The following is a 12,280-nucleotide window of genomic DNA, read 5'->3' on the forward strand; positions in this document are numbered from 1 at the left end:
TTCAGATGGGGGAGGAGAGCAGGGATCCATCACTGGCGAGTTCAAGGGTCTCGGCCAGTTCCAGTTCGATCGCGATCAATTCGTCGCGATGGGCCCGCAAGCGAATGGCGCTGCCTTCTCCCTCTGGAGGAGGTAGCAACTGCAGTTCTAAGGCTTCTGTGCGTGAGGCTCGTCGTGTGTAAAGAGCTCCGGCCATAGGTCCGACGCCAATCAACAGCAGGGGCCACCAGTGCAGTTGTGGTGACAGCTGACGCAGAACCAGGGCGAAGCAAGCGGAGCCGATGGCAGCCAGTAGAGACAGCAGGACGGCCAGGGGTTGGCTGGATGCCACCTTCCCCTTAAAGCGGAGCACCTGCCGCTCTGCATCTCCGCCATCTCGGCTCCAACCGCGAGCCTCCAGCCAAGCGCTGAGCCCGTCGAGAACGGTCAAGGGCGGTTGGGGAGACATCACATCCACAACAGTGGTTCGGTCTTTGCTTGCTGCCCGCAGGAAGAACACCAGGCCAATCGCCAGCAGAACGGTCAGCAGGAGAGTGGATTGGAATCCTGCAGGCATGGCATCCCGATCGTGATGAACCTTTTTAAGCCTTTCGCAGGCTGAATCGCTTAGTTCAACGCAAATCGGTGTGCGTCCAGCCAGCTGCGCCAGGGGGCCATGAGTCGCTCGGCTTCATTGCGGGCATCCGATTGAAGATGCAGCATGCGCCGTGGTCGTCCACGACTCGGGCAGCGTTGGGTGTAGCTGCTAATTGAGCCCTGTTGCTCGAGAAAATCCAGAGCCTGCTGCAGCACGGTTTCAGAGAGCCGTAGTTGTGGCTCTTCCTGGATCAATTTCTGCAGGAGCGCGGAGGGATAGTTGTCGTCTTTGAGCAGGCACTCAAGGATCCAGCAGACAGCCAGTTCCAGGTCGAGAAATTGTGGCGGTGGCTGGTGGAAGTACTGCTCGATGTCTGCCAGGCAGGTGCGCGATGGCTTTCTGCGGGAGAACACAGGCGAGGGATAACTCCCCCAATCAAATGCGATCTCATTTCGAGATTCAAGAGGAGAGTCTTGAGACTTGCTGTAGAGGCGGTTGGCCACACTGGCCATATCCATCCTTGAAGCCATGGCTGAGCAGTCCTCGTCCCCTGCGGAATTCGCCGTCTTTGATCGCGATCTCGATGCAGCTTGGACGGAGCGCTATTTGCAGTGCCCGCGGCTTGCGGTCGATACCGAAGCGATGGGATTGATCCATGGTCGTGACCGGCTTTGTCTTGTTCAAATTGCGGACGCAGAAGACCGTGTCGCCTGTGTCCGCATTGGCTTGGGCCAGACCGAGGCGCCCAACCTGAAGCGCCTGTTTGAGGCCTCCACTGTGGAGAAGGTGTTTCACTTCGCACGGTTTGATGTGGCAGCTCTCGCCGCCGGTCTGGGGATTGCGGTGGATCCTGTCTTCTGCACCAAGGTCGGGAGTCGGCTCGGGCGGACCTACACCCCCCGCCACGGTCTCAAGGATCTGGTGATGGAATTGGTGGGTGTTGAGCTTGATAAGGGCGCCCAGAGCAGTGATTGGGGCCGTGTGGACGAACTCACGGATGCTCAGCTGGCCTATGCCGCTAACGACGTCCGATATCTCTTGCCGGCCCGGGAGCGTTTGGAACAGATGCTGCGACGGGAAGGGCGCTGGGATCTGGCTCAGCGCTGTTTTCAATGCGTTCCGGTGGTTGCCGAGTTGGACCGGCAGCGTTTTCACCAGATTTTTGAGCACTGAAGTCAGTCTTCGAGCATGAAATTGCCATCTCCTTCGCTGTGCTCCAATAACGTGTTCAGCTGACGGGCGTGCTCACCGTTGTCGTTGTCGAGGGCGGCCAGCATGGATTCAGCCGTCGCCCGTCGCCCCTGCACATCGCGATGACCTTCACGGGCCGCGGCTTGCTCGACCTGGCGACGGGCGCTGGCGAGGCTGATGCTCAATCGACTCGCCAGCTGAGCGCAAAGTTTGACGAGGGTGGGGTCTTGAATCGCAGCCATCGCATCCAACCGGGGGTCTTCAGTATCCGTTGAAGCGATCCAGGATGAGGCGTGCCAGCTGATCGCTCCCTCCTGCAGGTCCCATCCGCTGAGCACCGATTCGTCCCAAGTGGGAGCGGAGTGCCGGGTCATCCAGGAGGTATTCGAGCCGTCTGGTGAGCTCGGATTCGTCAGAGCACGGACGAACCGCTCCCCCCAACAGGCGGCTCTGACGGCGGGCGAAGCCTGGCTTGAACTGTGGTCCTCGTCCCGGCAGGGAAAGGGCAGGAATGCCTAGCCCCACCAATTGTTCCGTCGCCGTTCCGGCGGTGGCGATGCCGGCTTCCGCCCAGCCGGCCCATTGGTCAAAGCAACCTCGCCCGATCAGTACCAGGCAGGCTCCTTTCACCCAGCACGCTTCGGCACCCAGTTGGTCCGAAGGCGGCAGGCTGCGTCGAAAACCCAGTTGTTCAAGACTGTCGCTCAGTGCCTCTGCATCGGGTTGGGCGCCGACGGCCACGAGCAGTGCCATCGGCACACGGCCGGACAGCGCCATGGCGCTACGCACCAACCGCTGCAGGTTGCGCTGGGCCTCCGGCATGCGACTTCCGCAAAGCAGGAGCACCCGTCGGCAGCGTTCTAGGGCCGACGGCAACGGATGAATCCGTAGGCCATCCATCATCGGATTGCCCGGAGACAGAGCATCCACTCCTTTGCGGCGCAGGCCACGGGCCGTGAGGCGATCACGCATGGCCACAACTCGACAGCGCCGCGAACGCATCAAGCTCCATTCCCAGGGATCCCATTCACTGCCTTTGAGCAGGTGGTAGCAGTCGCTTCTTGCCCGTCCGGGCCCGCTGCGCCAGGTGTAGTCGCTCTTGGGGGTGCCGATGAAACCAAAAGGGGAGCCACTGCTCCAGGCCATCAGCAGCGGCAGCAGATCGCCGACGGCAACGATGGGTTGGTGGTGATGACCCAGGCGGCGCACCAGGCGCCACTGGCTCCAGCTAAGGGTTGGAAGACCAGCGCTGAGGTCCGCCAGCAGTCCCCGTAGGCTTTGGTTGCTGAATCCGCCGCTTGGTAGAGCCGCTTTCGGCCCCATTCGCGTTAACCATCCCTGCTGAACCGCAGCATCAAAAACACGGCCCGTTCCCACCAGAGGAAGCACGGATAGGGAAAGTCGGGGAGCACGTCTATGGACGGCCTGGATGATCCGCAGGGTGATCAGGTCTTCTCCGTGGCCGTTGCAGAGAAACAGCAGAGAGCCAGGGGCATGGCTGATACGATCCCCTGATGGGAGCGGCTGTTCCCCAGCGGCGGCATGGCCAAGTGGTAAGGCAGAGGATTGCAAATCCTTTATCCCCAGTTCGAATCTGGGTGCCGCCTTTATCTGATTGAGGCCCGAAAGGGTCTTTTTTAGTGGTTTTGGTATCTCCACGCTACTGAAATACCCCATATATAGCGTTTGACTTGAGTCTCATTTGCGACTGACTTATCCCGCTTTGGTGTAGCGGAGGTGTAGCGGAAAACTTGTAATCCGCAGTTGCGACAAGTCTCCCAGATCTCCGATACACACACGCAAAGAAAAACCTCTGGAGTGCCCACACCCCAGAGGTTCCGTCTCCTCGTTCTTGACCCCTTCACCTTCCTCCTGGATTTCTCCCGTGAGGAGTAGGAGAACCGTCAGAACAGGTAGTGGCGACCGTTCCTGGTTCGGTCCCCCGTAAGCATTGAGAAGGGGGGCAAGCGGTGCCCCCCCCCCCTGAAGGTCGTTGAGACCTGGTTTTACTGCTTCAGCGGTCTCTTACCTCATCCCTGGTCTAAAGCGGTTCAAAGCACCAGGGCATCAGCAGATAGACCTGTTCAGGGTTCAGCAGTTGCACCCCAAGCAGGCGTCTTCAGCGGTTTCCATCCCTGCGTTTGAAGGGACTTCCATAACTGCTCTGCTGCGTCCTTACGGAGGTAATGCCTCTCTTTCAGTAGCGGTTCCTCTCCAGGAAGTAGTCGTCCCCTGTCCAGGAAAACCTTCGGATCCCGAACCCACGCCGTCTCGTCACGCCAGAACCGCCATATCCAGCAGTCGTCCTGATCAATCAACCAACCCTCTCTCACTGAACCCTCCTGTTGAGTAGTGCATATGTTCTACTCACGGTTAGCGGGGTCTGGTCAAGGGCGAAAAACGGAAGAAACGGGTGTTCCAAAAAGTTAGAGGTTGCGAGCAAGGATCAAACGAGAACACCAAAGGTCACTTCCACTGGGGTCTGACCGTTCCAAAAAGACCGTTCGGTTGATTCTGTTCTATAATTCCAACAACAGGGGTGGTTTCTGGAACGTGCTTGCCAAATCAATCGGATACGCCAGAACTTCAACCTCCAGGCAAGTGGGAGGACTGGAGGCACAAGTGATCGCACTGCAGGAAGCGGGTTGCTCTGTGGTCTTCCAAGAGCAGGTCAGCACTCGGGTGAAGGAAGAGAACCGCCCACAGTTCCAAGCCGCTTTGTCGTCCCTTGAGAGCGGCGACGAACTGGTTGTGGCGAAGTTGGATCGCTTGGGCAGGACCCAAGTGGAAGTGGTTTCACGCCTGCACCAACTCCAGGAGGAAGGCATCCATGTCCGAACTCTTGATGGAATGGTTTCGACCAAAGGACTAGGAAAGTTCGCTCCTGTTCTGATCGGACTGCTTTCTGGTCTGGCGGAGGTGGAACGGTCCCTGATCAACGAGAGAGTCCAGGAGTCAATTGCCCACCGCAAAGCAACTGGAGGGAATCTTGGTGGTCGCCCGAAGACCAATGCAGCAAAGGAACGCCTGGTGCTTCGCCTGCGTGATGAGGGGTGCTCCTACCGATCAATCAGAGAACAGACAGGACTTGCTCTCTCCACGATCCGCAGGATCATTTCGGAACAGGAGGCGGTGTCGTGCTGAAGATTCTTTTGGGCGTGGCGTTGGGGTTTGTGCTCTTCACCAATGAAGGTGCCCGTCAAATCACCGCTGATGCTCTTCGTGCCGCTGCCGATGCCCTCGCTCCTGAGAAGGAGGGAAAGAACTTTCAAGATAAGGTGAGAGACGTGGTGGAGGAGAAGGTAAAGAAGCGATCTACTTGGTAACAGACATACCAAGGTATCGGGATTATTCACACTTAAGAACATTGTATTCTAATTGCGCGTTCATGCTCCCCCTTAGAGCAGCAATGCGCAAGTACTCTTTTCTCTTCTTGCAATCACCACTTCTTCCGTAAACTCCTGCAATTTGATAATAAAGCTCAGCGAAATTAGAAGGAACAGTCTCTGCTTTATGACATTCAATGGCACGAAAAAACTGTTTTATTGCTTTTTGATCTTGTGATTCACGCGCAAGAACAACGCCATATAAACCGATTGCACGACAATTATCATTCTTCAAATGCAATGCTCTGTAAATATCTTTTTTGGCACCCTTGAGTTCGCCTATGTTGAGTTTTGCAGATGCTCTATGAACAATTAGATAGGAGCACTTATTAACATCCTTTGCGGCATCAGCGTTTCTTATGCCCAACTTTTCAGCGCTTTTTTTGCGCTCATCCAACGCCCGCCTCTTAGAGAGACCATCACAATCATCTGCAGTAGAAAAATTTGCACCGTGTGGACTATCACGATAATAATGCGCCTTTGCTTGATTAAGTTCTGCAAAAGTATCATCAATAAGTCCCTCTATTCTTTGATCTTGCTGCAGGTCTTCAGTGCGTTTATTTCTCTCGTAAAAACTCATAGATAACAATATCGCCAAGGGTATTAATGGTATTACTGGCAAGATATTCATTATGCGGTCAAATAATTTTTTTCCTTTATTGCTCTTAAATGAATGACTTGATTCTTGGTCAATCAACTTGATCCGTTGATCATTAGATTTTCCTGACTTAAAGCTGACTGAAGATTCTTTGATCAACTCGTAGAAATTTTTATTAATGCTTACAGTCGAAAGGGCATCCAGGATCTTCTCTATTTCACCAAGAACAGATCTATCTGTTTTTAAAATATTTCTATGGATACCTTTTAGGTGCTCAACTTCATAGAGAAGGCGCGAGTAGGAATCAAATGAATCATCTGGTGGTTGGGTTATTTTACTCATTTCCCCCTCCCAACCACATAGTAAATTAATTGCTCTATCCCAGTTATAAGAAGAACCAGTTACCTGATGCGAGACTTCTTCGAGCCTGGATGGACCCATCCTTTCTCTAATAACCAACTCATAAAATTCTTGTTTATTCATGAAATAATCTACTGCTTTCTCTATATATTTTCATTATAGCATTATGCATAAACCGATGACTACAGCGATGCATGCGATTAGATAGTAATAATCAAAATGCACAAGAATTGCCAAAAACAATAAACGAGAGCATAAAGTGGCCACACATCTCGTCAAATCAAAACTTTATGGAAAATATGTTATTAAAAAGGTTCAGATAAATACAGAAACGTCCGAAGGACTTGCGAGTGAAGCGAGCAATGTATGGCGATTGCTTCTACTGAAGAATTCAGATTGCTATATAATTACTAGGACTTATTAATTACTAGTAGAAGGATTCACTAGGAACAATAAGACCTCTAATCAACTGAATAATGGGTTGTTCTCTGTATATCAGAGATTATCAATAACAACACAATATAAGAACCAATAAGATTATGATTAAAGATACACTAAACAAACTTATAGAAGATTGTAGTATTGAGTTTAAGTATTTTGTGACTATTCCTTATAGGTTTAAGCAATCTGATTTAAGGCAAGTCAGTAGTGATAACAGGGGATTACGAAGAACCATTCGTGATTTCTACCAGTATCCGATCAGGATCTGGTTCTTCAATGAGGTTCATACGGATCCTGTCTCCAGGCACTACGGAGGATTCCACCGCCACTTGCTGGTGGAGGACCTTCCTCCAGAACTCTGGAAAACGCCCTCAAAGCGTATGGAGCGGTTCCTGTCGGAGCGCGATGCAGAAGCACTCTTCACCGCCCTCTCTGGGGGCATACCAACGGACACCCAGAAGGTTGCTCTCTTGAAGCGTGTGCTCCGACTCCACTCCTCCGTTCCCAATGGAACACTGGGGGTTGTGGTGAAACCGATCACCGAACTCAACGGTGTTCTGGGGTATTGCACCAAGCAAGTGGGCAAGGACCTTTCCATTGCCGACGTTATTGACCTGACCGCAAGTGATATGGACTTAACGACTGGTGACTGGAATGCACGAAACCCAAGACAGGAAGCACTACCTCGCTGAACTTATAAATCTCTATAGAGAACAACTGAATAAACCAATCGCCGACACCTTTGGCGAACTCATACAGGAGATACGAAAAGAATGTATTCAGGAATTAGACCAAATCAGACAAGTGGATATGGAAGCGACTCTCTTGGTGAAGAGCAGGAGCACAAAGGCACTGTTATCTCCATAAGCGTTCCGTTCCACGAACTGGACCTAATTGAGGAGATGGATCTTCAGGCACGTATGGAGTGCTGTTCCTCCAGGTCCCACTACTTCAGACGCCTGATCCGTAGAGGCAAGGCAGAGAAGCAGCACGCCGAATGGTCAGCGTTATGGGGAGACAAGTGATGCCGTTAAACGATGGTCCCTCAGGGAATCCACAGACTTCTACCGCTTGAACAACGACAAGCCACAAAAGATCCTAATTACATCGTAATTACAACTGACACTGCCGAAGCATAATTGAGGATTTAAATCGAGGGAATATGATCAACCCAAGCAGATACAGGCAAGAGAAGAAAGGATCTTTTGAACGAAATACATAAGCAAACCGACAAGAAATTAAATGAACATCCGATTTGACACAGTTACTGCAGCAATGTTGAAGGAATTAATTAAGAGGGATCGCCAAACAGACCCGAAAAGCTACCTCTCCGATCTGATCAGAAAGTTATATCAATCAAAATATAGATAGCCATACCTGCACTACCTTCAGCCACCGAAAGAACAAGGCAGGGGCAAAAAGATTTGATCGCAAGACATACAAAAATGGATTAGCACTTAAATTCATATCAACCGCAAGCTAGACGAAGCATGAATAGCTGACAATAGACTTTAAAGTATACGTGTTTATTTTATTGCGCAAGAGCGATCGCCAGATTTTGTCCTGAGCCAAGCATTTGAAATCTGCCTTGACTCGCCATGCCCAACAGTATAATTAAAGTATATTGACTCATCATAACTTCTAAAATACCTAGACTGGCCACCATAAAATATGGCTGTAGAACCAGGCTTACTGTAATCATTCAATGTTATTAGGCTTTCTAGATTATTCTGACTGACCGAACGCTCAACAACAACTTCTTTTTCTGAGATGCTTAGCAAGACGTTGATATCACCTTTGCATATAGCAGAAATCATGGAAGCAGACTTTACTGGAATGCAAATACCAGCATGAATAGCTATAATCATAAAAGCGTATCTGCATATTGAGATTTTGCAAACAACAAACAAATCCGAAACTCTTTTGGAGGTATATATCCGCAGCGATTGAAACCCCGAGATGCCACTGCATAAATCACTTGTAGTTACACCCACTTTCATGCCCATACTCATTAACGCTCTAACCATAACAATCGCAAATGGAATCAACGATGTAGTGCAGAAAAATTTGACTGCCTATACTAATCTAATGCAATAAAAGTAATAGAAAATGAATTTTAAGTTGTTTTTGGCATTTAGTTCGTCAATTCTTCTTTCTTCCTGCACTACTACAGAATACCAGGTAAATCCAGCGACCTCAAGCGGAGATGGTAATTCTCCCAAGGGTACTCAATCAATACGCAATTCTGAAAGCGAAGGCTATATGCGCATTCTGGGTGACTTTAGGTGGGACAAATCCTTATCGGCAGAAATGATGGCATCATCAGATGCATTTAAAAAATACGTTCCAAAATGTGCTTATGGAGAGGCCAGAAAAGACCAATCACTAAATCAGTATGTAGAGACTTATCATCATAAAGATGGCAGATCTTATCTAAAAGGAAAAGTTGGCGAAGACGGATTTAAAGCAATAGAACAATACAAAGTGGAAGGTCATTTCGGGGACGAAGTGCATCTTCATATCGGAGCAAATGCAGGCAGTACGAAGATGTATCTGCAGCTAGATCGTGCTGGCGATTATTATCGTCCAATTGTGAGGGACACTAGAGGTGTTTACCCAGACTACTCGCAGAGTGATTGTGAGTTTTCTGTAGGTGGGATTAACATGTTATTGAACAAAGCTTATTTTACTTCTCATCCCAATACAAGCACTAAGCAGGTGCTTTTTAGCATGGAGTTTTTTATTAATAATGAAGCTGAGAGAAGGGCATTTTGGGCATTAATTGAGCAAAAATATGAGCCAAAGTATAGTGAACAGACTGGGCATATAACTGGATACTGCTCAAAGTATTCTTGCTTTCACTTTCGCGGCACTTCGGGAGTTGAAATTTATCGTACTGAATACACGATCTCTGTCCTAGATGCTGTAAAGATTGATGAGAGTCAGTTTTAGCCAGATTAAGATTCTTCCCGAGCATACATTCTGGACTAGTTCAAGATTTTTGATCCGCTAACGGCAGTACAGCAAAGGCAGGAACCCCGCAAAGTCCTGCCTTTTTATGCCAACCTAAGGAAGCGTATAAAACTCATAATCCTTTGCACGAATACCAATTTTCTTCGCCTTGAGAAACTGATATAGAGAGGCTCGAGGTGGAAGTCCTCCAGGTTCAAGCGTAATTTCAACTTCTTCTTCTTCTAACTCAAACTCCTGTAGGCAAGCATTAAAATCTAAATCGGGATTTGTGGAATCAAAGAAACTCTGGGGAAGTGAATCTTCTAAAGTAGAGATGTACATTCTTTCCCACCCAGAATATAACTCCAGGAGTTCCTGAAGCTGGTTTTCTATATCAATAAAGTTGGGCAATTCGTGTGGTTTCATGGTGAATATTGGTAGGGTTTACTTGTAATTGTGTAGAGCGAATAAAATTTCTCAAATCAGCACAAGCACTTCTCTTGAAGTTGGAAGAAGGAGAGCAGCAGAGAGAGTGAGTTCTCTTTCAGGAGTAAAGGATGGAACTCCAAGTGAATACTCAAATGCGATTTCTTTGCGAACCATTTTTTGTGCAGTAATCATTTTTCTACGTGTGTTATGTGGATAATTGATTAGCAATTAAACCCAGCATTTACCCCCACCATTGTTGGTGTTTCTAATCTTGGATTTTAACGCAGGTTGCTGGTTCTGCGGGATTAATGAAAGGGCAGTGGTGTGCCCTTTCTTGTATCAGGAATTAGTAAAGTTCCAGATGAATAATGTGCTTTAACTCTTTCTTGCTGTTATACGCTTGAATCTTTTTCAAGAGTTTACTCGATTGATTGGATGGAATATTCCAGGTAGTTGCTCTACCCATACTTCCCAAGTATTCTCCCTTACAACTCTTCAGGATGTTATCAAGAATATCACGATTAAGTTCTTGAATTGATACTTCCTTTTTAATCTCTTTTTCACTAAAGAAAAATGTTGCTGGGGAAAGTAGCGATGGAAAATCGCAATAGAGTTTTACGCAGAAGGTTTCAGCGGGCATAATGAATAAGGTAAGAGTTTATTCTGCTTTTAACTTGTTAGTTAAAGAACCAAGTAATTGGTTATGGGAGAAAATCCTTGCGGATTGAATGAAGTATTCAGTTGGTTGTCGGGTGGCGGTGTTTCCCGCCTTTCCGATGAACATATTATAGTCCAGAAGTCCTTTTGTGAACAGCATTCTGACCACTTCCATTGGCGGCGTGTTGACCCCCCTTATTTGATTAAATTGTGGTATAATTACGGCACCCGAAGCGTGATTTAGAAGTCGTCTCCGACACGCTTGATGTTTGACCAGGTTGCTGGTTTTAATCGTTTTCTGCCCTTTGCTGCGTTGCGTTCTCGTCTGACTGGTTCCAGGTATTTGCTGCGAAGTTCGTCGGTCGAAGTGTTCCCCTGATAAGCAAGATCCGCCAGACCCTCTGGTGTGCTGTAGAACTCGAAATCCTCTTCAACTAGCAGGCGGAATGCTGTGTGCCTCGTCTGCTTCGGTTCCACCCCTGACCTGGTGATTGGCGGTTGAACCACCGCTTTCAAGTGCTTGAACAGGTGCCTGATGTCGGGCAGCACAGAACTCCGAACTGGATCTCCGCCTGGTCGTTCTTTCTGTGGGAACACCAGATATCCCGTTGGTTTCCTCTTCGTCAGTCGTTCCCAGAACCTGTATCCGTCTGGTCTTGGGTTTTCCGTTCTCTGGGCGTCACGGTTCTGCTTGGTCTCTTCGAGAGTGCAGATCACCTGGTCTTCGCCCTCCCCTGCCTTGAACCACTCCGCTTTCAAGCGGGGCAGGTCCTCCAGTCGCAGGTGGAAGAACCACATAAGGCATAGGGCGTCATACAGATCCACCCAGTTCCTCTGGGAGTCGATCCGCTTAAACGCTGAAGGCAGTTCCGCGTATTGCTCTGGGGTTAGGTCCTGTCGTGCCGCACCTCCTGATAGGTCGATGACCTTGCTGATGAGCGAATCCCACTCCTTTCTCGTGAAATGGTCTCGTGGGTGCCTCTGATGGGTGATCTCGGGGAATTGCGGCAGCACTAGTGCTGGATAGTCCTTCTCCCTCGCTGCCTTCAGAAGGTGGTTGATGAGGGTCCGCAGGTCCTTCTTGGTTGCTCCGCCGTTGGTTGCGTTCCCCCGTGTGAGTGATCGTTCGTCCAGGAGCGTCCAGTAATCGGAGAAATCTCTGAAGGTGATTTCAGTCACTGCCTTCTTGGCGAATGGTTGGTGCTTGACCCCGTAACCCTCTGCTGACCAAAGGCGGTTGCGTTCTCTCGCCCACTTTTCAAACCCCCTCTGCTGTCTTTTTTTCCTGCTCTCGCTCTCGAACCAGGTCTCCCAGTAGTGGAAGAGCGATTTCTCGTCTTGCTGTGCCTGCTCCTTCTTCTGTGCCTTCAGATCCGCCAGGTCCTGCTTTGCCCACGCAATCGCCTTCTGTGCCGCTTCGTATGGGTCAGGGGTGCCTGTAGACGCTTTACGCCTTACACGACGCTTCTTGCCGCCCCTGGCGCCTCCTCCGAAGTCTCTGGGGTCGTCTTCCTCCAGAGGGAGATATGCCGCCTCCAGGTTCTTGGATTTGGTGATCCTCTGAACCACCAGTCCGTCGGGGACGCCCCTACTGGGAAATCCAAGTTCCTCCACCACCAGCAGCGATTTCCGCTCACCGCTTAACCAGTCCTCTGGAAGGGTTGGTTGTGGTTTCTTTCTGGGCACCAG

At 49.7% G+C, this 12,280-nt stretch carries 15 protein-coding genes and 1 tRNA gene; 6 read left to right on the forward strand and 10 right to left on the reverse strand.

The features are described 5' to 3' along the window. Nucleotide 1: 1 nt before the first annotated feature. On the reverse strand, nucleotides 2-556 hold the full coding sequence (locus DXY29_RS03170) for a cofactor assembly of complex C subunit B (protein WP_115022857.1): 555 nt from the start codon (nucleotides 554-556) through the stop codon (nucleotides 2-4). Nucleotides 557-606: 50 nt separating this feature from the next. Next, on the reverse strand, nucleotides 607-990 hold the full coding sequence (locus tag DXY29_RS03175; protein WP_115023011.1) for a helix-turn-helix transcriptional regulator: 384 nt from the start codon (nucleotides 988-990) through the stop codon (nucleotides 607-609). Nucleotides 991-1,105: 115 nt separating this feature from the next. Here DXY29_RS03175 and DXY29_RS03180 point away from each other — a divergent pair, with 115 nt between their 5' ends. Further along, nucleotides 1,106-1,750: a ribonuclease D gene (locus DXY29_RS03180; RefSeq protein ID WP_115022859.1), complete on the forward strand. Its 645-nt coding sequence runs from the start codon at nucleotides 1,106-1,108 to the stop codon at nucleotides 1,748-1,750. A gap of 2 nt (nucleotides 1,751-1,752) precedes the next feature. Here DXY29_RS03180 and DXY29_RS03185 read toward each other — a convergent pair whose 3' ends face one another. Both DXY29_RS03185 and DXY29_RS03190 read right to left on the reverse strand, forming a co-directional pair. Beyond that, nucleotides 1,753-2,010: a hypothetical protein gene (locus DXY29_RS03185; protein WP_115023012.1), complete on the reverse strand. Its 258-nt coding sequence runs from the start codon at nucleotides 2,008-2,010 to the stop codon at nucleotides 1,753-1,755. Between the two features lie 19 nt (nucleotides 2,011-2,029). After that, nucleotides 2,030-3,250, reverse strand: coding sequence for a lipid-A-disaccharide synthase-related protein (locus DXY29_RS03190; protein ID WP_115022861.1), 1,221 nt, complete (start codon nucleotides 3,248-3,250; stop codon nucleotides 2,030-2,032). Between the two features lie 54 nt (nucleotides 3,251-3,304). Here DXY29_RS03190 and DXY29_RS03195 point away from each other — a divergent pair. Beyond that, nucleotides 3,305-3,375: transfer RNA gene (locus DXY29_RS03195), tRNA-Cys, on the forward strand. Nucleotides 3,376-3,852: 477 nt separating this feature from the next. On the opposite strand, the gene DXY29_RS03200 is transcribed toward DXY29_RS03195, so the two are convergent. Continuing rightward, nucleotides 3,853-4,101, reverse strand: a complete 249-nt coding sequence (locus DXY29_RS03200; protein ID WP_115022863.1) for a DUF1651 domain-containing protein — start codon at nucleotides 4,099-4,101, stop codon at nucleotides 3,853-3,855. 220 nt (nucleotides 4,102-4,321) lie between these two features. Here DXY29_RS03200 and DXY29_RS03205 point away from each other — a divergent pair, with 220 nt between their 5' ends. Both DXY29_RS03205 and DXY29_RS03210 read left to right on the forward strand, forming a co-directional pair. Beyond that, the gene (locus tag DXY29_RS03205; RefSeq protein ID WP_115023014.1) at nucleotides 4,322-4,912 is read left to right on the forward strand and encodes a recombinase family protein; all 591 of its coding nucleotides are present in this window, start codon (nucleotides 4,322-4,324) and stop codon (nucleotides 4,910-4,912) included. After that, nucleotides 4,906-5,094: a hypothetical protein gene (locus DXY29_RS03210; RefSeq protein WP_115022865.1), complete on the forward strand. Its 189-nt coding sequence runs from the start codon at nucleotides 4,906-4,908 to the stop codon at nucleotides 5,092-5,094. Before DXY29_RS03205 ends, DXY29_RS03210 begins: the two co-directional genes overlap by 7 nt. A gap of 22 nt (nucleotides 5,095-5,116) precedes the next feature. Here the strand turns inward: DXY29_RS03210 and DXY29_RS12955 are convergent, their stop codons facing one another. Then, complete coding sequence (locus DXY29_RS12955; RefSeq protein ID WP_136987707.1) at nucleotides 5,117-6,235, reverse strand: hypothetical protein; 1,119 nt, start codon at nucleotides 6,233-6,235, stop codon at nucleotides 5,117-5,119. Between the two features lie 653 nt (nucleotides 6,236-6,888). Here DXY29_RS12955 and DXY29_RS12960 point away from each other — a divergent pair. Further along, nucleotides 6,889-7,245, forward strand: coding sequence for a hypothetical protein (locus DXY29_RS12960; protein ID WP_136987708.1), 357 nt, complete (start codon nucleotides 6,889-6,891; stop codon nucleotides 7,243-7,245). A gap of 834 nt (nucleotides 7,246-8,079) precedes the next feature. Here DXY29_RS12960 and DXY29_RS12965 read toward each other — a convergent pair. After that, nucleotides 8,080-8,601: a hypothetical protein gene (locus DXY29_RS12965; protein ID WP_136987709.1), complete on the reverse strand. Its 522-nt coding sequence runs from the start codon at nucleotides 8,599-8,601 to the stop codon at nucleotides 8,080-8,082. Between the two features lie 79 nt (nucleotides 8,602-8,680). Between DXY29_RS12965 and DXY29_RS03225 the strand changes: the two genes are divergently transcribed. After that, nucleotides 8,681-9,505, forward strand: a complete 825-nt coding sequence (locus DXY29_RS03225; RefSeq protein ID WP_170952097.1) for a hypothetical protein — start codon at nucleotides 8,681-8,683, stop codon at nucleotides 9,503-9,505. A 114-nt stretch (nucleotides 9,506-9,619) separates the two neighbouring features. On the opposite strand, the gene DXY29_RS03230 is transcribed toward DXY29_RS03225, so the two are convergent. The 3 genes from DXY29_RS03230 to DXY29_RS03240 form a co-directional block, all read right to left on the reverse strand. Then, nucleotides 9,620-9,931, reverse strand: coding sequence for a hypothetical protein (locus tag DXY29_RS03230; protein ID WP_115022873.1), 312 nt, complete (start codon nucleotides 9,929-9,931; stop codon nucleotides 9,620-9,622). 349 nt (nucleotides 9,932-10,280) lie between these two features. Beyond that, entirely contained in the window at nucleotides 10,281-10,574 is a 294-nt protein-coding gene (locus tag DXY29_RS03235; protein WP_115022875.1) for a hypothetical protein, read from the reverse strand. 257 nt (nucleotides 10,575-10,831) lie between these two features. Next, nucleotides 10,832-12,208 (reverse strand): hypothetical protein, encoded by a 1,377-nt coding sequence (locus tag DXY29_RS03240; RefSeq protein ID WP_115022877.1) that lies wholly within the window; start codon nucleotides 12,206-12,208, stop codon nucleotides 10,832-10,834. Between the last annotated feature and the right edge of the window lie 72 nt (nucleotides 12,209-12,280).

This window comes from Synechococcus sp. UW69 (assembly GCF_900474185.1).
GTDB lineage: Bacteria > Cyanobacteriota > Cyanobacteriia > PCC-6307 > Cyanobiaceae > Parasynechococcus.

Bases quoted from the DNA above. Each gene is read 5' to 3' on its own strand.
- DXY29_RS03185 (WP_115023012.1), bottom strand. From the start codon at position 2,010: ATGGCTGCGATTCAAGACCCCACCCTCGTCAAACTTTGCGCTCAGCTG.
- DXY29_RS03235 (WP_115022875.1), bottom strand. From the start codon at position 10,574: ATGCCCGCTGAAACCTTCTGCGTAAAACTCTATTGCGATTTTCCATCG.
- DXY29_RS03230 (WP_115022873.1), bottom strand. From the start codon at position 9,931: ATGAAACCACACGAATTGCCCAACTTTATTGATATAGAAAACCAGCTT.
- DXY29_RS12955 (WP_136987707.1), bottom strand. From the start codon at position 6,235: ATGAATAAACAAGAATTTTATGAGTTGGTTATTAGAGAAAGGATGGGT.
- DXY29_RS03180 (WP_115022859.1), top strand. From the start codon at position 1,106: ATGGCTGAGCAGTCCTCGTCCCCTGCGGAATTCGCCGTCTTTGATCGC.
- DXY29_RS03170 (WP_115022857.1), bottom strand. From the start codon at position 556: ATGCCTGCAGGATTCCAATCCACTCTCCTGCTGACCGTTCTGCTGGCG.